Origin of the sequence: Bacillus sp. AY3-1 (assembly GCF_008368785.1) — a bacterium.
GTDB lineage: Bacteria > Bacillota > Bacilli > Bacillales > Bacillaceae_G > Bacillus_A > Bacillus_A wiedmannii.
The window spans coordinates 41,480-59,613 of the sequence record NZ_QORZ01000012.1 but is presented as its reverse complement, the minus strand read 5'-3'; the positions used below and the strand labels follow the sequence as shown (position 1 = coordinate 59,613).

Genomic DNA, 18,134 nt, shown 5'->3' with positions numbered 1-18,134 from the left:
TTTTTCTTTACACTATAATGAAGTCATCATAGTAAATAATATATAGAGTATCACGTTTTTGAAAAAGATGCTACATCGAAAGGAGAGATTACCATAAAAGCCAGTGGCATTGTTGTTGAATATAACCCTTTTCATAACGGTCATGATTATCATGTGCAACAAACAAAAAAGTTAACACACGCCGATATTACAATCGCTGTTATGAGTGGCCCTTTTTTACAGCGTGGTGAGCCAGCACTCATATCCAAATGGTATCGTACCAAAATGGCCTTATCATGCGGTGTAGACCTTGTTGTAGAGCTTCCATACGCCTTCTCAACACAAAAGGCTGAAACCTTTGCAAATGGCGCTATTTCTATTTTAAACGCCCTGCGTGTTTCTGAAATTTGTTTCGGTAGTGAAGATGGGCAGATTGAAAATTTTCATAACACCATCTCTGTGCAAAAAAATGAAGAAGATACTTTTAATCATCTTGTAAAGCAATTTATGAATGCAGGTAACAGTTACGCAAAAGCTACATCTGAAGCCTTCCTACACATTTTACCATCCGAAAAAAACATAGACATGTCACAACCGAATAACATATTAGGATTCCAATACATGAAATCAATTTTCTTACAAAATAGTTCTATGCAAGCACAAACGATAAAAAGATTCGCATCTCATTATCATGATGAAACATTTAGCGACCAACATATTGCAAGCGCAACTAGTATTCGTAAACAACTTTTTAGCGAAAATAGTTCTTTTACAGAAATTGAGCCTTTTATCCCAAAAGCGACTGCTTCTCTTTTAGCAAGTTACAAACAAAACTACGGGATATTACATAATTGGGAACAATACTTTTCATTTTTTAAATACAAACTCATGACGATGTCTCCAGAAGACTTACGACATATATATGAAATAGAAGAAGGTTTAGAGCATCGTATTTTATCAAAAATACAAAACAGTTCCTCCTTCCATTCATTCATGGAAGCATTAAAAACGAAGCGTTATACATGGACTAGATTACAAAGAGCTTGTACACACATTTTAACAAATACAACAAAAGAAGAAATACATAGCGCAAATATAGAGCAGCATGCACCGTACATTCGTCTACTAGGCATGTCACAAAAAGGACAAACTTACCTTTCAAAAAACAAAAAAAAAATAGAGCTTCCCATCCTTACCCATACAAAAACATTTGACCATCCTACTTTACATATAGAGCGAAAAGCCAATTCTGTATATTTCTCCATCATGCAAGAACCATTACGAACACAACTACTAAAACAAGATGCAACACACCATCCAATTCGTTATGATGAAACAACTGCAAAATTTCTATAAATAAACCTCTCTTTTTCAGAGAGGTTTATTTTTTCTCGCCCATTTTTTCCAAATACAGCAATGCATCATCCAGCGTATCAACTGGTACAACTTTCATTTTTGTTTTAATATCTTTCGCAGCCTCAAGCGCATCTTTATAATTCGATTTCTCCGCACCTTTTTCATTTGGCGCAAAGAACACTTCAGCACCAGCATCACTTGCAGCAACCACTTTTTGCTGAATACCACCAATCGGGCCAATTTCTCCCTTTTCATTTATCGTCCCTGTTCCAGCTATTTCATGCCCTCTTGTTAAATCATCTTCCACAAGTTGATTATATATTTCTAATGTAAACATTAGGCCTGCCGATGGTCCGCCTATTTCATGAGAATCAATTTTCACTTTCGGATCTACCACTAATTCTCTTTCAGTAACGATAGAAACCCCTATACCAACACGCCCATTTCCATTCGGAATGGCCTTTACATTTAAATTTTCTTTTAACTGTTTTCCATTTCTCTTGTACTCAATATTTACTGCTTCCCCTTCTTTTTTCCCTGTCATATATTCAATAAATTGCTCCGTCTTTTCAAATGTTTTTCCGTCGACAGCTATGATGACATCTCCAAGCTTAAGCTTTCCTTCTGACGGCATCCCTTTCGCTACTCCTGCAACCAATACACCTTTATTTTCAAAAGAAACAGTACGGTTTGCACGTTTATACGCATTATAGATTGCTGCATTTTGCGAATCTTTCATCGCATAATTTTGGCGGAATTGATATTCTTCATCACTCTCACCTTTTTGCAATATTTCTTCCGCTTTCGAAATATGTGTATATTTATTAAACTGTGCCGCTATTAAATTCACCACATTTGCTGGTCCCATTGAAACCGTAACAAGCATAAAATCACCGGATTCTTTCGTTCCACCCTCAACTTGAACGTAAGGCTCTAATTTGGCCGCCATTCCTGGTTTTGTTACATAATACGGTAAACGTACGTAAACAAGTAACATCGCCAATATAACCCCTATTAAAATTGCATATATAAACCGAAAACGCTTAAACATTATGTTTCTCCTTCCACTGCTCAATTAATAAATAAATATTTGCAACATGTTTTTCCGCCTCTACTTCTCCAACTCGAATAATGTCTTCAATGTTTGTAAAAGCACGTGAACTAAATTGTTCTACAGCTGGTCGCATCATTAAATCCGATGCAATTTGTCGATTCATCACCAGCTCATGTTGCATAATTTCAATACTCTGCATAATTACATCATAAATAGACGTAACCTCTCCATTCACTTTAATCGGCGATACATCAACAGCAATAACAATATCGGCACCTAACTCTTTCACAACCGATACTGGAATGCGATCAATCACTCCGCCATCCACCAATAATCGTCCATCTATTTTTTCTGGTACAAACACTCCAGGTACAGATATGCTAGCTCTCACAGCCTCTGCAACAGGACCACTTGTAAAAACTACTTTTTCCCCCTTCAAGATGTCAGTAGCCACAACAGCCGTCGGGATATCTAACTCTTCTAAATTTTTATTATATGTAAACATTTTAATCATATCTTTGACACGTTTTCCAGCAATAAATCCCATTTTCGGAACTGTAAAATCTAAATAATATTTCCTCTTAAAAACATTTGCCAGTTTATACAACCTTTCAACGTTTGAGCTAGCTGCATAAAACGTACCTACTAAAGCCCCCATACTACTTCCTGCAATCATATGAATCGGTATACCATTTTCTCTTAAAACTTTTATAACACCAATATGCGCAAACCCTTTTGCGCCCCCAGATCCAAGAGCTAAACCAATTTTCGGTTCTTTCATTTTTCTCACCCTTTAATTTTTTTCATTCCTTTTTCATACTTATGGTCTAAATGCACTACGTATCCACGTATACTGAAATGAACGTTTTTTGGGACAAAGGGGGATTTACTTACATGTATGAAAAATGGAAAACGGCTTTTCTTACCATATCAACACTGTTTTTAACCTTTTCTCTTGTACTTCACCCCCAAGCTGCTTTGCAAGCTTCCATTCGAGGGTTAAATATATGGTGGGAAGTTGTATTCCCTTCACTTTTACCGTTTTTCATCATTGCGGAACTTCTAATTAGTATTGGTGTTGTAAAATTTATAGGTGTTATATTAGAACCACTCATGCGACCACTTTTTCGCGTTCCAGGGATAGGCGGATTTGTTTGGGCAATGGGAATGGCTTCTGGATTCCCTGCTGGCGCCAAATTAAGCGCTAGACTACGTAAAAGTAATCAGCTAACACAAATCGAAGCAGAACGCCTCGTATCTTTTACAAACTCATCTAATCCACTTTTTATTTTTGGAGCTGTTTCTATCGGTTTTTTCAATAATCCAAAATTAGGAATCGTATTAGCTGCTGCACATTATTTAAGTAACTTTGCCGTCGGGTTATTGATGCGTTTTTACGGCAATAACAATATTTCCACGAAGGATCAACATCCTACTAAAAAACGTCCTTTTCAAAACCCTTTTTCAGTCCTACACGAGACGCGCATGCAAGAAAAAAGACCATTAGGAAAATTACTTGGGGACGCTATCGTTTCTTCTATTCAAACATTACTTATGATTGGTGGATTTATTATTTTATTCTCTGTTTTAAATAAAATGATTACTGTATTTCATATTACAGCAGCACTTTCTTTTATTATGCAACATATTTTATCATTCTTCCAACTAACTACAGAATTTAGTATTCCAATCTTATCAGGCATTTTTGAAATGACACTCGGTAGCCAAATGATTAGTCAAATAAATGAAACACCCCTCCTGCAGCAAGCTATGGTAACAAGCTTTATTTTAGCGTTTAGCGGCCTTTCTATTCAGGCACAAGTTGCTAGCATATTAGCTGAAACAGACATCCGATTTAAGCCCTATTTTTTCGCACGAATTATCCAAAGTATTCTGGCTCCTATTTTTACTTTTATATTTTGGAAACCATTTTATGAAAAAGTAAGCTCTTTTTCACCTATGCAAAAAGATATCCCCGTATTTTTATCGAATCATTCTTCTATACTGCAAGAAATTTGGACATCTTTTGTACACTATGGACCGATCTTTACTTTATTTTGTTTATATGTATATGTTATCTTATTATTTTTTCGTAGCAACAAAGAAAAACCCCGTTCACTTTAACGGGGTTTGAAACTTTTCTTTTAAAGCACGTTCTACAACAGGAGGTACAAGATCTACTACGCTTCCTCCATATCTCGCAACTTCTTTTACAATGCTCGAGCTTAAAAATGAATATTGGTTATTTGTCATAATAAAAAAGGTTTCAATATTTTCATCTAATTTTCGATTCATAGAAGTAATTTGCATCTCATATTCAAAATCAGAAACCGCTCGTAACCCACGCAAAATCGCGTTTGCATTACGCATTTTCGCATACTCCACTAGTAGTCCACTATGTGAATCTACTTTTACATTCGGGATATCCTTTGTTGCTTCTCGAATTAAATCTAAGCGCTCTTCAACTGAAAAGAACGGTTTTTTTGACGAGTTGTTTAAAACTACTACGTATACCTCATCAAATACTTTTGCTCCCCTTTTAATAATATCCAGATGCCCAAGGGTAATTGGATCAAAACTTCCCGAAGAAATAGCTATACTAGTCATTCCGTCCCCTCACCTTCATACTTATAAATCGATATTGCTGTAATCCCATAATTTTCAGCTCTTACTTTTACAAGACTCCCTATAGAATCAGGTAAAACTACATCATTACCATGCTCTGACATAATTAATCCATCTCTATGTAGCAATCCATGTTGATCCATCACACTAATTAAAGATACAATTTTTTGATCTTTATATGGAGGATCAATTAATATAAGATCGAATGATATTTCACGTTTTATAAGAGCCTTTACCGCACGTTCTGCATCATTTCGATATACTTCAGCTTGTTCCTGTATTCGACAACTTTCTAAATTTTGATGGATTACTTTTATCGCTTTATTATCTCGATCAACAAAAATTGCTTTATCAATCCCTCTACTTATAGCCTCGATTCCAAGACCACCACTACCGCCAAATAAATCAAGAGCGATACCACCATCAAAATAAGGACCTATCATATTAAAGATTGATTCTTTTACTTTATCTGTCGTTGGACGTGTTGTATTACCTGGCACCGCTTTTAGTGGATGCCCTTTACATTTTCCTGAAACTACTCTCATCTGTTGTCACTACCTTTATTTCAATCTATCGAGCAATTATAGAAAACCTTTCTCCATTCGGTAACCGCTACCAAACTATACTATTCCATGAAATTTTCCATTCATTTCTCAACGAACAATAGGAGAACTTTGGCTTAAAATAACCGCTCTGCATTTTTATGTATTCATCTCACTATGCGCTAACACGAACCCATTATGTATATTCGTTTCACTTTATCTTTTTTATCCTATCATAAAATAAAAAAAAGAAAAATAAAAAGCCAAACATAAAATTTAATTTCATGATGTATATCTTCATTTAGATTGGACATAAATAATTATAACAACATCACCTTCGATGTTGTTGCCAACCGCGGAGAAGACTTACGTTTCCCCATAAGTTCTTCCTCCGGTTTCTCCTCTCCCTTTGCCTTCTTACTAGTACATGCTAGTATAAGAAGGGCCCTGCTTTGCAGGGTTTTTTTTCTTTGTCTACTTTTCATTTAAAAAGTGAGATGGTACAGTAAATAAAAGAAAGAGGAGGAAAAAAATATGATTCAACGCTTTATAGAACTCGGAGAAGGCTACTCTGATTTATATGAATTACTTGAAATTGCCAAAGCAAATCAAGAACGTATAACACATATGTTACAATTTGAAACGATTAAAAATGAAAAAAAAGTGTGCTCACTTGTTGTAATATTAAAACCAACTACTACTGGTGATTTCCAACCATTATACATATGTCGTGAAGGCATTCCTGTACTTGAAAATAAAAAAAGTAAACGCGTCATTTTATTTGAAGAAACGGCAGAACAACTAGGAAGAAAAGTGACTACCTTTACGGTAAAACCATCCACAACTTTCCCAGAAAAAGAACTGTTTTTCAATCATTTAATTGGTATTTTACGAATGAATAATTTCATTCCTCCAATGAAATAAAGTGTTATTTCAAGTAAAAAAATCCCCTACTAAAATTAGCAGGGGATTTTTTCTATTAACTATAATCGTATTCTTTTGCCCGATCAGGACGTGAATTTTCAAATTCCGTTTTTAAATACGGGCGGTACGACTGTTCTATCTTCTTCACAAAAGGAAGTTTGTTCAACTTTTGCATCATATGCTCAATTTGTTCCATATCACAATATACTACTGCGTATTTTAAGCGTTTTGATATGTAATGTATGTTACCATATTTCCTTAAAATCTTGGCATGTTTCAATGAATGTAAATAAACAATCATACTTTGTCGTTGCCCGAACATAATCTTCTCCATCTTCTCCTTTTAAAAACATATATTTTATATTTTATGAAAACCAATCAGAAATTTATGACATTACAGGACAAACTCTGTATACGTTTTCTTCTATCTTCTAAAAAACGGGGTAATTTACCCCGTTTTACAGCCACAACCTCCGCCGGTACCACAACCACCACCACAGCCACCAGCATCAAAAAATGGATTTCCTGTTGGAACTTTGATGGAAGAAGACACCTCAGAACCGATTGCTACACTAACTTCATCTAACAACTTTTGCAAAGCTGTTTCTACTCGTTTAAAAGCTGCAACCTTATCATGTAAGTCTACAGAACGCTTTAACTCCCTCATTTTCGTCGAAACGAAAGTATAATCAGGATGGTATTTACCGAAACGTTGCACTTCTTCATATCGTTCTTTCATCGCTGTAAATTGCTGAATTAACGTCTGAACTTCCATATCTTCATGCAATTCTTTATAACACTTACGATAGTCTTCTGCTATATCTGAACAGATAATCGCTTTTGCAAGCTGCTCTGCCTTATCTAATATCAATACGCTTTCCAGCGTCGCTACAATCATGAGAGACACCTCCGAGTATTCATCATACCACATTTAGAATAGAACTACTAATTGAAGTGTCTCACTAAACAGAAAGATATCACTCTAACTATTTTCCGTATAATCCCAGCACATACTTATACATTAATATGTTCCGCAATATTATATTTCAGAACATCCCATTTCCCACTATTTTCTTTCACATAACTAATACATGCATTTTTTAATGGTGTCTTAAACGAAATATCTTCCGGTGCAATTGCATGTAAAATTGCTTTTATCGCATGTGAATGAGCTACAATGATAATACGTTTGCCAGAATGAGTTTCTGCAACATCTTTTATAGCAGCAAAGCAACGAGTTACAATCTCGTCATCTTGCTCCATACCTTCTACTTTACCTTCTGCAATTAGCTCCCTAACAGTCGCAACCGGCTTCCCAGAAGCTTCACCAAAATTACGTTCAACAAATCGCTCATCTAATAAAATCGATTGCAATCCTGCAGCCCCTGCAATTTCCTTAGCTGTTTCGTGCGCTCTAATTAATGGGCTACTTATAATTACATCCCATGCTTCCGCTTGCAAAGCAACTGCACTTTGACTTGCTTGCTTCTTTCCCACTTCATTAAGTGGAATATCTTCACGTCCCTGAATAATCTCTTGAAAATTCCAATCAGTTTGTCCATGTCGTACTAAACAAATTTCCGTCATGCTCATGCTGCAACTCCTTTTTAAATAATCCGCTTCTATTGTATCAAAAGTTCTGCATGACGGACATAGTTTTCCCTTCCAATTATGTTGTATTTTGCTGCTTCATATACTGAAACATATCGATCATAATGGAGGCAACTGCCAATTGGTTTTGAAATTTCTCAACTTTATCTGGTATCGTTTTTTTGAAATGCTGCATAGCCGCTAACTCAAATGCCTCTTTTTCTTCAGGGTTTCGCGTTAGTTTTCTATACCAGTACGGTTGCTCCCTAATATAGCGAGATAAATCCTCATCAGCCTTTATAAACTCCATAATTTCTGCTCTCATCCGCTTTCCCCCTAATCCTTCTGAAAGAAAAATGGATTATTTTCGGAAGTACTTTCTTCTTGCCGCGCGGGCTTCCCTTGAAATTGTTGAAAAACTTGTTGCACACTACCAATAGCACTCGTCACATTAGCTAAATGGTGTTGCATCTGTTCCACATCTAGCTTTTTAAAGAAAGAAAGCATTTGTCCCATCACATCAGCAGTTTTTTCCTCTTCAGTTCGATTATCTTTTTCTTTTTCTTGTTTATTTTCTTTTACCGAAGAAAAAGCTGGCGCTCCATCAGGCCTAAAAGTTGCCCATATCGGATCTTCTTCACCAAGTAAGTACCATTCTTCATAAAACTGTTGCCAAGTTTTGTGACCACTTCTAACCTCATGAACCATTTTAGGGTGATGGTTTACAAACTCTTTAAACTGTTGAACCGATGGATGTAACGGCCCTTTTGTTGTTGGCATAATCCTCACCTCTTCATGTATATCTACTATATAGTAAGAAAAAAAAGGCACATGGTTCGCCTATTTTTAGACGATTCATGCACCTTTTTATCCTGCTATTTGCATACGGTAAGATTCCGACCTACACTTCAGTGAATACGAAGTACTTAAACGTGAGGTGTCCCCTACACAACTTAAAATTTCACTTTATTTTCGAATAAAGTTTTGTGTATAAAACTTATCGTATACCCCAACACCTAATCCTGTAAATTGTTCATTTAATACATTCTTTCTATGCCCTTCACTATTTAGCCAACCTTGCACCGCCGCAATTCCATCACTATGCTGCGCCGCTATGTTCTCACCAGCAAGTTGAAACCCTACTTTCCCGCGCTGTAAACGATCTCCTAACGTACCTAGTGTAGGTGAATCGTGTGAAAAGTAATTATTATCCTTCATATCTTTACTATGCCCTATAGCCACCTCTGCTGTTTGTTGATCCCAAGCTAGCAGCGGTAACTTATAGCGACTTCGAATAATATTTGTTAAATCAAAAATTTGTTGCATATTCCCATTCTCTATTTGTTTCATTTTATCTGGAGTCAATGGTTGTTCAGCTAGTAATTCACCCGAATAAACAAGCTGATACGGTCTTTGGCGTAATAACGTTTCATCATCCATATAACGAACACCAACAAGCTCATGTGTAAAATGATCAAAATATAATTGTGCCCAGCCATCTTCTACAGGTATTAATGGTTGTTCCATCACTTCCGTGTCAGATAACTCAAATTGATAACTATTTTTCCCTCTTTTTAACGAAATCTCATGCGAGAGTGGACTCTTTTTATACACTTCTTCATACTTTTCATTTATATAATAAGGCGGCACCTTAACTTGCTCACCAGCGACATACGCCGTTACAACTTTTCGTTCTGCAACTCCAAATTGCACATACTTAGTTAAATCTTGATTATATACCCACCATTCATATCCGTAAGCAGATGGCTCTATTCGAGATGGTTCGCCCCATTTTGCTAATAAATTTTCAGAGTCCCCACCAATCATATTTAAAACAGTATCGGAAGAGTCTTCATTTACTTGTTTTTTCTTTTTCACAATTTTATTTTCTTGCTTTGATTGAGATGGGGTTAATATATATTGTGAAACGAGTAATTTTCCGTATAAATCAACAGCTAAAATTAAAAATGTAATCATTACGATACGCAATAATTTCTTCAATCGATATACCTCCTGCACAAAACATAAAATTGAGATATACACAAATCCTTTTCTTTCCTTTTTTGTGTGTACCGTACTCTTTTCACTATATCATATTTTCGCAAAAAAAGTCTGGATTCTACCTTTTCTCTCAATATGAATTGCGCTTTCTTATTATTCGTACTATTATAAAAATAATGATGTAACATGAAAAGAGGAGGTATTATATGCAATTTACAAATACGAAATTTAATGGGGCAGTCGTTGATTTAACACTATTAACAGAGATTATGGAAAAGAACCATTTTGTACTTGCTGGACAGTGGGATTATGAACGAGTTACATACGATTATAAATTTGAAATATTAAATGATATTTATTATTTGCGCGTACAAGGTTTGGCTGTTGAAGGTGATGTTGGTAGCAGACACGCTGATATAAAGCTACTTCCCCCCTTATTAGGAAAACATTATTATCCTCACGGCGTTGAATATGGTGATGGTGAAACTTTCCCAACGAATGTACTTCAAAAAAGCGAACAACTCCTACAAAATATCGAAAAAGAGTTAAAAGAGTTCCAAATCATTGAGTAAATAGAAAAAGCGCATCATAGTGATGCGCTTTTTCTATTTATCTTACTTAAGAATGAATCGTCTTTTTGACTGGATACCCATAAATAGTTCCATCCTTTACTTTAATCTCATCTTCCCAAGGAACCTTATATTTACCTTCAGCTAAATCTTTTACAAACGTATACGGGTTTTCTTTCACCCCTCCAGGAGTCGCTACATATCCCCTTGAACCTAAATTATATATATTATTTTCGAGACCCCATCCTAATCTAGCCTGATCTGCTAGCTCTGGATATACTTCGGCAGTAACAATCTCCCAAGGATTTCGGTGTCCCTGCACTAAAGTAGTCCCATCAAAATTACATACTTGTCCTTCACCAAAGTAATAAAATACCCCATCATAACCCGCTAAGTTCACTGACAATGTATACATTAAGTTTTGCCATGCATTCGAACGATTAGTTAACATCCATTGTTCACTAACTTGTGTGCTATATCCAGAAATACGAATCAAGACATTTGCACCTTTATAAGCTGCTTCACGAGCTACTTCAGGAAACATACCATCATGACAAATACAAACAGCTAATTTACTTCCTCCAGGTCCATCACAAACAGGTAAGCCTAAATCTCCAGCTTTCCAAGGTTCGACTGGCACCCAAGGATTTAGCTTACGATACTTCAAAATCATTTCACCTTGTGGATCAATAATTATTGCTGTATTATACGGTTCTCCACCATCAGGGTTTCTTTCCATTATAGAAAAAACACCATATACCTCAGACTCTTTACATGCCTCAGCAAACAAGTCTGTTTCTGGCCCAGGAACTGTACATAAAAACTCTTCTGTAGTCCATTTTTTTGTATTAAGCCCTTGTGTACTATATTCTGGAAATACTATCAATTCCAATCCAGGATACCCTGATTTAGTTGAATAAATTGTTTTTATGATCTGTTTAATTTGTTTATCAATGTCTGCACGTGACTCTACTACCGGTACTGGATATTGTATTAATGCTGTTAAAAAACCACTAATTGGCTTTACCATACTTCCACTACTACCCATTTAAATTCCCCCTTAAAATAGTTCTTGTTTATTAAAGATAACAATATAAATTTGTAACTCTCTAAAAAACTTGCACTACACATGGAATCATTACGTATTAAAGCTAGTAGTAAATCTTATATCCACTTTTAGTACATGCCTACACTAACTTAACATAAATAAATTGAAAATTCAATCTTTTTATAGTTTACTAAAACTAAAACTAAAAAAGTGTATGGAAACCCATACACTTTTTTACTTAGTCTGTAAATACGGCGGCAATTGTTGCAACTGCTCTTTATCCTTTTCACGCTCTCGACGCGCCCATCGAAAGAATACATAGCCTATAATTGTGCCATACACTATTTCCTGGACAATTTTCATAATGATGCCACCTGTTTGTTGGTCTTGTACGACTGGCATCCAGTGTAAAAATTCTGGTCCCGTTATATTTAAATCTGATAAAGTTCCCGCGGGTACACAAAGTTCCATCGCCTTCATCCAAGCAGCCGGATCCGTATAGGTTGCAAATAACGGTGCAGTTGCAAAAATGATTAACGCACAAGCTGGCGTTAATAATATACCGTTAGCAAACATATAACCAAGTTTCTTTATATCACTTAATGTTTGATATTCTGGTAATGGATTTAGCATCGGCCACCACATCATGATTGCCGTAAAGAACAATATAGCGAGACAAATAGGATGAGCAATTTGACTTTGTTTTACTGTATCAAAAACAACTGGTAAATGATAAAAAGAAAACAGGCCATTAAATACAAACAATGCAATAAGTGGTTTAACAAATATCTTTAATATAATTTGAACGAACTTAAAAGAAGTAATATAACGATATAACCAATCTGGTATACCAAGCAACAATAACGGTGGAACTGCAATATACATAACTGCCATTTCAAACATATGTGCACTAAATATAATATGACCAATTAAATCAATAGGCCCTCCCTTTACAAGATACAAAAGAACAATCCCGGTCGTAAAATAAAAAATTTGCTTCTTACTTACCTTCCTCGCATTTTCAAATCGCATTCTATATGGCCCAATAATTAAAAAGTACCCAATAAGAATCGAAAGCATAAATAATAAAAAGATTGGACTCCATAGAGCTTGAAAACCAAATATCCACAAGTTACTCATTGTTACACCTACCTTCTTAAGGTTATCCTTTCACATAATAAGAAGAGGGAGCTGTGCCAACACAAGCTCCCTTATTTTTCACTTTTCAAATCCACACAATTGTCATAAAAGCTAAAATTGTAATTAACCCGATCAACAGACCAGAATAAAGAAAGAAACTTGCCGCTTCATGTCCTTTATGACTCATATGCATAAAATAATACAATTGAAAAATTACTTGTACCACTGCTAATAGTAAAATAAATGGTACTGAGAAAGTCGGACTAAAAGTTTTCGGATATGCGACTGCTGCAAATGCAACTAATGTTAAAAAAATCATTAATGCAAATGTAATAACTTGATGCTTCATTTCCTCCGCACTTTTTCTCTTCCGATAAACAAGATCAACTTTAGGATTATTCGTTTGCTTTATCGCCATTGTTTATCCCACCATTCCCATCAAATATACTACAGTGAAAATAAACACCCAAACTACGTCAATAAAGTGCCAATAAATCGATGCAACATAAAACTTCGGTGCATTGTATAAATTTAGACCTCTCTTCGCATTTCTAAAGATTAATGTTAAAATCCAACATAATCCAAACAATACGTGGAGACCATGTGTACCAACAAGAGCATAAAACGCGGAACCAAATGCACTACTTCTCATAGTATGCTTAAATTCATGCGTATAATGATAAAACTCATATATCTCAAATGCTAAAAACCCTAAACCTAGCAACACTGTTACTAGTAGCCAAAGTTGCATTTTTTTAAAGTTAAAGTTTTTCATATGATACATCGCATAAACGCTCGTTAAACTACTCGTTAATAAAAGCATCGTCATAATGAAAACGAGTGGCATTTGGAACATCTCTTGAGATGTTGGTCCACCATTTGTAGAATTCTTTAACGCCAAATATGTGCCAAATAAGGAAGCGAACAATACTGTTTCGCCTCCAAGAAATAACCAAAAACCGACAAACTTATTTTTCCCCTCAAGGGTTGCTTTTTCAGGCTCTGCTGGAAATGTTTCATTCGTTAATTTTTCATCTACATGCATTATGCCTTGCCCCCCTTATCTTCTAAATCTTCCTTATGAATATGATATCCATGATCATCAATTACTGAACGTAGGAACATTGTGCCAAATGTAATGATTAAACCGATAATTGCTACTAATAACCAAAACTTATCTTTTCCACCCTGCATATACATTGCACCGAATGCCGCTATAAACAATCCTAAAGAAATGATAAATGGTGAAAATGATGGATTTGGCATATGAATATCACCAACTGGTTCCGCCGCTGTCATCTCTTTATTCCCTTCACGTTTTTCAATCCAAAACGGATCTAACCCGCGAACAAATGGTAATTGTTTAAAGTTATATTCTGGTGTTGGTGCTGGCATCGTCCATTCTAATGTACGTGCATCCCATGGATCACGACCAGCCTTGTCTTTTGAAACTGTCGTTTTAATTACATTGAATAGAAGAACAATCGTTCCAAGAGCCATAAATACCGCTCCAATAGAACTAATCATATTCCCCATTTCCAACCCTTGGCCTTCAAGATATGTGTAGTAACGACGTGGCATACCAATTAAACCAAGGAAATGCTGTATGAAGAACGTTAAATGGAAACCGATAAAGAATAGCCAAAATGTTATCTTTCCTAACGTTTCATTCAATACTTTATTAAACATCAGTGGCCAATAATAATGAGCTCCTGCAAGTAGACCAAATACAACACCGCCGACAATTACATAATGAAAGTGAGCTACTACGAAATAGTTATCATGAAATTGATAATCCGCTGGTGCAGATGCTAGCATAACCCCTGTAACTCCACCCATTACGAATGATGGAATGAAAGCTACTGCCCACATCATCGGTGTCGTAAAACGAATACTTCCTCCCCACATCGTAAAGAGCCAGTTGAATATTTTAATACCGGTCGGTACTGCAATCGCCATTGTTGCAACTGAGAAAATAGCATTTGCAACTGGACCAAGTCCAACAGTAAACATATGATGCGCCCATACCATAAATCCTAAGAATCCAATTAATACTGTCGCGAACACCATCGACGAATAACCAAATAATCGTTTTTTCGAAAATGTCGCGAAGATTTCTGAGAATATTCCGAAAGCTGGGAGTATAAGAATGTATACTTCTGGATGACCGAAAATCCAGAATAAATGCTCCCATATAATCGTATTCCCGCCCAATGCTGGATTAAAGAAACTTGTTCCAAATAAACGATCTAACATTAAAAGTCCTAATCCTACAGTTAACGGCGGAAAAGCGAATAATATTAGAGAAGATGTTACAAATGTCGTCCATGTAAACATCGGCATACGCATATACGTCATTCCTGGCGCACGCATATTAATAATGGTTACAAGGAAGTTAATACCTCCAATTAATGTACCAATACCGGAGATTTGCAAGCCGAGTACATAAAAATCAACACCATGGCCTTTAGAGGCTAAAGCTAAAGATGCATAAGATGTCCAGCCTGCATCAGGTGCTCCACCTAAAAACCAACTTAAATTTAAAAATACTCCACCAAAGAAAAATAACCAAAATCCGAGTGAATTCAAAAACGGGAACGCTACATCACGTGCACCAATTTGAAGTGGTACAGCGGCGTTCATAAATGCAAACACGAGTGGCATAGCTGCGAGGAAAATCATTGTTGTACCGTGCATCGTTAATACTTGATTATAAGCATCCCCAACAAGAAAAGCGTTGTTAGGAATCGCTAATTGAAGGCGAATAAATAGAGCTTCTATTCCGCCTATTATAAAAAACAATCCACCTGCAATTAAATAGAGAATGGCAATCTTTTTATGGTCTACTGTCGTTAAATAATCCCATATGACAGCACCCATCCCCTGTTTTTTTGCTACAGAACTCACGTTTTCAACCTCCCCTTCGCGAATAATCTCTCTTTACTTTTCAACTTTTAACGTTTGTAAGTATGCATTTAATGCATCAACTTGATCATCCGTTAAGTTGCCATATTTACCAGTCATTTTATTTCCTGGTTTCATATTTTCAGGATCTTTCAGCCATTTTTTTAAGTTTTCTTCATTGTTTTCGGCAATACCGGCAACCATATCGCGATCCGCAAAGTTTGCTAAGTTTGGTGCGATACGAGCGGAAGGTGGTCTACTATCATTAGATCCAACTGCGTGACAACCAATACAGCTTTTATTAAATATTTCTTGGCCCTCTTGCGCCTTTGTTGAAGCTACTTCTTTCTTCCCATCAATCTTCTTCATATCAGCAAGCCACTTTTTGTACTCGCTTTCATCTAAAGCTTTCACTTTGAATTGCATTAAAGAATGTGATGGGCCGCAAAATTCTGTACAAAAACCATTATAAGTGCCCGATTTATCTGCCTTTAACCACATTTTGTTCACATTGTCTGTATTTGTATCCATTTTCCCAGCTAAAGATGGAACCCAAAACGAATGTTTAATATCGGCACCCTTCAAATTCAAATACACTTTCTTACCTGTGGGGATGACTAAATCTTGAGAAGTTACTATTTTTTCTGATTTATAAGAAAATTCCCACCAATAAAGATTCGCTGTTACATCAACAACGATAGTATCTTTATCAATATTCTTTTTCTCCATTGCACTTACATCAGCAAGTTTGAATGTATATGTAACCGTCGGAACAGCTAAGATTAACAAAAGAATAATCGGAATAACTGTCCAAATAATTTCTAGTTTGTGATTCCCTTCAACTTGCTCTGGAATATAATCTTCCTGACCTTTCTTTTGTCGGAAACGCACAATTACATATAAGAAAATAATAGTAACTACTAGTACTACTCCTACCATAATCGCAGTTGCTAGTAAGAGCAAATCATATTGCATTTTTGCTACTTCTCCTTGCGGAATTAAAGTAGATTGAAAGGCTTTACCGCATCCCCCTAACAGTAAAGCCAGCAGTGAAACGAACGAAAGCAGTCGCCACTGTTTCTTCATACAAACAACCCCCACTTTCCTTGTGAATTAGATTGTACTTTATAGTTAAGTAAAGTAAATCTCAACGTAAAGAAATCCAATTATGTCGTTGTCTTAGAAGAATGTAACTACAATCATTGATACAAATAAGATTGTTAAATAATTTAGGGAATAAACAAACATTTGTACGGACCATTTGATGTCATCTTGCTTACGGAAGCCATAAAATCCTAAAACGATCCATCCGATGTTTAACAATGTTGCAATTACCATAAATGTTATCCCTAGTCCACTCATATAAAATGGTAGTGGTAATAAACATACTGTCCAAATCATAATTTGGCGTTTCGTAATTTCAAATCCATGAACTACAGGAAGCATTGGAATTCCTGCATTTCGATATTCATCAACACGTTTCATCGCTAATGCGAGGAAATGTGGGATTTGCCAAATAAACATAATTAAAAATAACATCCAAGCAATTGGATGGCCTAAAGATGGATCGATTGCTGCCCATCCAATTAAAGGTGGAACTGCTCCAGATATACTACCTACAACAGTATTTAGTGTATACTTTCTCTTTGTCCATAACGTATATAAGACAACATATGTGAAAGCACCAATAAATCCCATTAATACTGCCATTGGTGTTGTTAATAATAAAAATACAAATCCAAGAAGTAATATAACTAGTCCAAATGTAAGTGCAAATCCCGGTTTATACTTCCCAGTAACTGTTGGACGGGTTTTTGTTCTTTCCATTAACGGGTCGATGTCTCGATCAATGTAGTTATTTAAACAACATACCCCTGCCATAATTAATCCAGAACCAACGATTGTAAAGAATAACTTATCCAGATTATCCATCACACTTAATCCATTAAAATGTAATGCCAACCAAAATCCTGTAAATACAGTAAGTGTATTTGAGTTTACAATCCCCATTTTAACGAGCGCTGATAAATCTTGTAGCCGAGTTGTTTCCGGTACGCTTGTAACAGCTGACTCATCATGCAGCTCACTTGTTGCATGGCTCATCACTTTAACCCCCTCTTAAAACTTTCATCTTTCTTTTTGCGCCTATTTCGAATGAAATATTTCGCTTCTATATAGCAATATTATTACAGTAGAAATATTGTTAATCCATTCTACTACTAATCTACGCCCATACTCCAATATATTAAATCATATTTCCCGAACATTTTGTGAAGAAAACATGAACTTTTTGTGTCGAATATAAAAACTTAATTCTTACTTGTCCTTATCATAACATGATGTTACCTTCTATAATAAACTTTTTTGTCATATTTAACACGTATTCTCCCCATATCTTTTCA

General features: G+C 35.7%; 21 protein-coding genes. 4 read left to right on the top strand and 17 right to left on the bottom strand.

Annotation, left to right across the window (positions count from 1 at the left end; all coding sequences use genetic code 11):
• The first annotated feature begins 93 nt into the window (after positions 1 to 93).
• Positions 94 to 1,335, top strand: coding sequence for a nucleotidyltransferase (locus tag DN389_RS08375; protein ID WP_164085692.1), 1,242 nt, complete (start codon positions 94 to 96; stop codon positions 1,333 to 1,335).
• 25 nt (positions 1,336 to 1,360) lie between these two features.
• On the opposite strand, the gene DN389_RS08370 is transcribed toward DN389_RS08375, so the two are convergent.
• Both DN389_RS08370 and DN389_RS08365 read right to left on the bottom strand, forming a co-directional pair.
• A complete protein-coding gene (locus tag DN389_RS08370) occupies positions 1,361 to 2,386 on the bottom strand; it encodes a SepM family pheromone-processing serine protease (RefSeq protein ID WP_000476310.1) in 1,026 nt (341 codons plus the stop codon).
• Positions 2,379 to 3,170, bottom strand: a complete 792-nt coding sequence (locus tag DN389_RS08365) for a patatin-like phospholipase family protein (RefSeq protein WP_000662602.1) — start codon at positions 3,168 to 3,170, stop codon at positions 2,379 to 2,381. Before DN389_RS08365 ends, DN389_RS08370 begins: the two co-directional genes overlap by 8 nt.
• A 113-nt stretch (positions 3,171 to 3,283) precedes the next feature.
• Between DN389_RS08365 and ylbJ the strand changes: the two genes are divergently transcribed.
• Complete coding sequence (gene ylbJ, locus DN389_RS08360) at positions 3,284 to 4,513, top strand: sporulation integral membrane protein YlbJ (protein ID WP_000273093.1); 1,230 nt, start codon at positions 3,284 to 3,286, stop codon at positions 4,511 to 4,513.
• On the opposite strand, the gene coaD is transcribed toward ylbJ, so the two are convergent.
• Both coaD and rsmD read right to left on the bottom strand, forming a co-directional pair.
• Positions 4,505 to 4,996, bottom strand: coding sequence for a pantetheine-phosphate adenylyltransferase (gene coaD / locus DN389_RS08355; RefSeq protein WP_000200598.1), 492 nt, complete (start codon positions 4,994 to 4,996; stop codon positions 4,505 to 4,507). The genes ylbJ and coaD overlap by 9 nt on opposite strands.
• Positions 4,993 to 5,559, bottom strand: coding sequence for a 16S rRNA (guanine(966)-N(2))-methyltransferase RsmD (gene rsmD, locus DN389_RS08350; protein WP_001266975.1), 567 nt, complete (start codon positions 5,557 to 5,559; stop codon positions 4,993 to 4,995). Before rsmD ends, coaD begins: the two co-directional genes overlap by 4 nt.
• A 531-nt stretch (positions 5,560 to 6,090) precedes the next feature.
• Here rsmD and DN389_RS08345 point away from each other — a divergent pair.
• A complete protein-coding gene (locus DN389_RS08345) occupies positions 6,091 to 6,480 on the top strand; it encodes a DUF7147 family protein (protein WP_000616012.1) in 390 nt (129 codons plus the stop codon).
• Between the two features lie 55 nt (positions 6,481 to 6,535).
• Here DN389_RS08345 and DN389_RS08340 read toward each other — a convergent pair whose 3' ends face one another.
• From DN389_RS08340 to DN389_RS08315, 6 genes are all read right to left on the bottom strand, one after another.
• Positions 6,536 to 6,802 (bottom strand): YlbG family protein, encoded by a 267-nt coding sequence (locus DN389_RS08340; RefSeq protein ID WP_002080814.1) that lies wholly within the window; start codon positions 6,800 to 6,802, stop codon positions 6,536 to 6,538.
• Positions 6,803 to 6,928: 126 nt separating this feature from the next.
• The gene (locus DN389_RS08335) at positions 6,929 to 7,378 is read right to left on the bottom strand and encodes a YlbF/YmcA family competence regulator (protein WP_000634355.1); all 450 of its coding nucleotides are present in this window, start codon (positions 7,376 to 7,378) and stop codon (positions 6,929 to 6,931) included.
• A 116-nt stretch (positions 7,379 to 7,494) separates the two neighbouring features.
• Positions 7,495 to 8,067, bottom strand: a complete 573-nt coding sequence (locus DN389_RS08330) for a histidine phosphatase family protein (protein ID WP_002008391.1) — start codon at positions 8,065 to 8,067, stop codon at positions 7,495 to 7,497.
• Between the two features lie 82 nt (positions 8,068 to 8,149).
• Entirely contained in the window at positions 8,150 to 8,395 is a 246-nt protein-coding gene (locus tag DN389_RS08325) for a YlbE-like family protein (RefSeq protein WP_001200991.1), read from the bottom strand.
• 11 nt (positions 8,396 to 8,406) lie between these two features.
• Complete coding sequence (gene ylbD / locus DN389_RS08320) at positions 8,407 to 8,850, bottom strand: YlbD family protein (RefSeq protein WP_001143336.1); 444 nt, start codon at positions 8,848 to 8,850, stop codon at positions 8,407 to 8,409.
• A gap of 186 nt (positions 8,851 to 9,036) precedes the next feature.
• A complete protein-coding gene (locus DN389_RS08315; RefSeq protein WP_000735385.1) occupies positions 9,037 to 10,071 on the bottom strand; it encodes a CAP domain-containing protein in 1,035 nt (344 codons plus the stop codon).
• Positions 10,072 to 10,277: 206 nt separating this feature from the next.
• On the opposite strand from DN389_RS08315, the gene DN389_RS08310 reads away from it, so the two are divergent.
• A complete protein-coding gene (locus tag DN389_RS08310) occupies positions 10,278 to 10,643 on the top strand; it encodes a YugN family protein (RefSeq protein WP_001160937.1) in 366 nt (121 codons plus the stop codon).
• A 46-nt stretch (positions 10,644 to 10,689) separates the two neighbouring features.
• Here the strand turns inward: DN389_RS08310 and DN389_RS08305 are convergent, their stop codons facing one another.
• From DN389_RS08305 to ctaB, 7 genes are all read right to left on the bottom strand, one after another.
• Entirely contained in the window at positions 10,690 to 11,688 is a 999-nt protein-coding gene (locus tag DN389_RS08305) for a formamidase (protein WP_149237016.1), read from the bottom strand.
• A 234-nt stretch (positions 11,689 to 11,922) separates the two neighbouring features.
• Entirely contained in the window at positions 11,923 to 12,828 is a 906-nt protein-coding gene (gene ctaG, locus DN389_RS08300) for a cytochrome c oxidase assembly factor CtaG (protein ID WP_149237015.1), read from the bottom strand.
• Positions 12,829 to 12,913: 85 nt separating this feature from the next.
• A complete protein-coding gene (gene ctaF, locus DN389_RS08295; RefSeq protein ID WP_000985699.1) occupies positions 12,914 to 13,246 on the bottom strand; it encodes a cytochrome c oxidase subunit IVB in 333 nt (110 codons plus the stop codon).
• Positions 13,247 to 13,249: 3 nt separating this feature from the next.
• Positions 13,250 to 13,873, bottom strand: a complete 624-nt coding sequence (ctaE, locus tag DN389_RS08290) for a cytochrome c oxidase subunit III (RefSeq protein ID WP_000557858.1) — start codon at positions 13,871 to 13,873, stop codon at positions 13,250 to 13,252.
• Positions 13,873 to 15,708, bottom strand: a complete 1,836-nt coding sequence (gene ctaD, locus DN389_RS08285) for a cytochrome c oxidase subunit I (RefSeq protein WP_179955886.1) — start codon at positions 15,706 to 15,708, stop codon at positions 13,873 to 13,875. The genes ctaE and ctaD overlap by 1 nt, the downstream gene beginning before the upstream one ends.
• A gap of 60 nt (positions 15,709 to 15,768) precedes the next feature.
• Positions 15,769 to 16,818 (bottom strand): cytochrome c oxidase subunit II, encoded by a 1,050-nt coding sequence (coxB, locus tag DN389_RS08280; protein ID WP_000745279.1) that lies wholly within the window; start codon positions 16,816 to 16,818, stop codon positions 15,769 to 15,771.
• Positions 16,819 to 16,911: 93 nt separating this feature from the next.
• Positions 16,912 to 17,835 carry a protoheme IX farnesyltransferase gene (gene ctaB, locus DN389_RS08275; RefSeq protein ID WP_000017546.1) on the bottom strand — a complete coding sequence of 308 codons (924 nt, stop codon included), beginning with the start codon at positions 17,833 to 17,835 and terminating at the stop codon, positions 16,912 to 16,914.
• Positions 17,836 to 18,134 lie beyond the last annotated feature (299 nt).

Bases quoted from the DNA above. Each gene is read 5' to 3' on its own strand.
- ctaB (WP_000017546.1), bottom strand. From the start codon at position 17,835: ATGAGCCATGCAACAAGTGAGCTGCATGATGAGTCAGCTGTTACAAGC.
- DN389_RS08370 (WP_000476310.1), bottom strand. From the start codon at position 2,386: ATGTTTAAGCGTTTTCGGTTTATATATGCAATTTTAATAGGGGTTATA.
- coaD (WP_000200598.1), bottom strand. From the start codon at position 4,996: ATGACTAGTATAGCTATTTCTTCGGGAAGTTTTGATCCAATTACCCTT.
- ctaF (WP_000985699.1), bottom strand. From the start codon at position 13,246: ATGGCGATAAAGCAAACGAATAATCCTAAAGTTGATCTTGTTTATCGG.
- ctaE (WP_000557858.1), bottom strand. From the start codon at position 13,873: ATGCATGTAGATGAAAAATTAACGAATGAAACATTTCCAGCAGAGCCT.
- ylbD (WP_001143336.1), bottom strand. From the start codon at position 8,850: ATGCCAACAACAAAAGGGCCGTTACATCCATCGGTTCAACAGTTTAAA.
- ctaD (WP_179955886.1), bottom strand. From the start codon at position 15,708: ATGGGTGCTGTCATATGGGATTATTTAACGACAGTAGACCATAAAAAG.
- DN389_RS08365 (WP_000662602.1), bottom strand. From the start codon at position 3,170: ATGAAAGAACCGAAAATTGGTTTAGCTCTTGGATCTGGGGGCGCAAAA.
- DN389_RS08340 (WP_002080814.1), bottom strand. From the start codon at position 6,802: ATGTTCGGGCAACGACAAAGTATGATTGTTTATTTACATTCATTGAAA.
- DN389_RS08325 (WP_001200991.1), bottom strand. From the start codon at position 8,395: ATGAGAGCAGAAATTATGGAGTTTATAAAGGCTGATGAGGATTTATCT.
- DN389_RS08335 (WP_000634355.1), bottom strand. From the start codon at position 7,378: ATGATTGTAGCGACGCTGGAAAGCGTATTGATATTAGATAAGGCAGAG.
- ctaG (WP_149237015.1), bottom strand. From the start codon at position 12,828: ATGAGTAACTTGTGGATATTTGGTTTTCAAGCTCTATGGAGTCCAATC.
- ylbJ (WP_000273093.1), top strand. From the start codon at position 3,284: ATGTATGAAAAATGGAAAACGGCTTTTCTTACCATATCAACACTGTTT.
- DN389_RS08310 (WP_001160937.1), top strand. From the start codon at position 10,278: ATGCAATTTACAAATACGAAATTTAATGGGGCAGTCGTTGATTTAACA.
- coxB (WP_000745279.1), bottom strand. From the start codon at position 16,818: ATGAAGAAACAGTGGCGACTGCTTTCGTTCGTTTCACTGCTGGCTTTA.
- DN389_RS08345 (WP_000616012.1), top strand. From the start codon at position 6,091: ATGATTCAACGCTTTATAGAACTCGGAGAAGGCTACTCTGATTTATAT.
- DN389_RS08330 (WP_002008391.1), bottom strand. From the start codon at position 8,067: ATGACGGAAATTTGTTTAGTACGACATGGACAAACTGATTGGAATTTT.
- rsmD (WP_001266975.1), bottom strand. From the start codon at position 5,559: ATGAGAGTAGTTTCAGGAAAATGTAAAGGGCATCCACTAAAAGCGGTG.
- DN389_RS08305 (WP_149237016.1), bottom strand. From the start codon at position 11,688: ATGGGTAGTAGTGGAAGTATGGTAAAGCCAATTAGTGGTTTTTTAACA.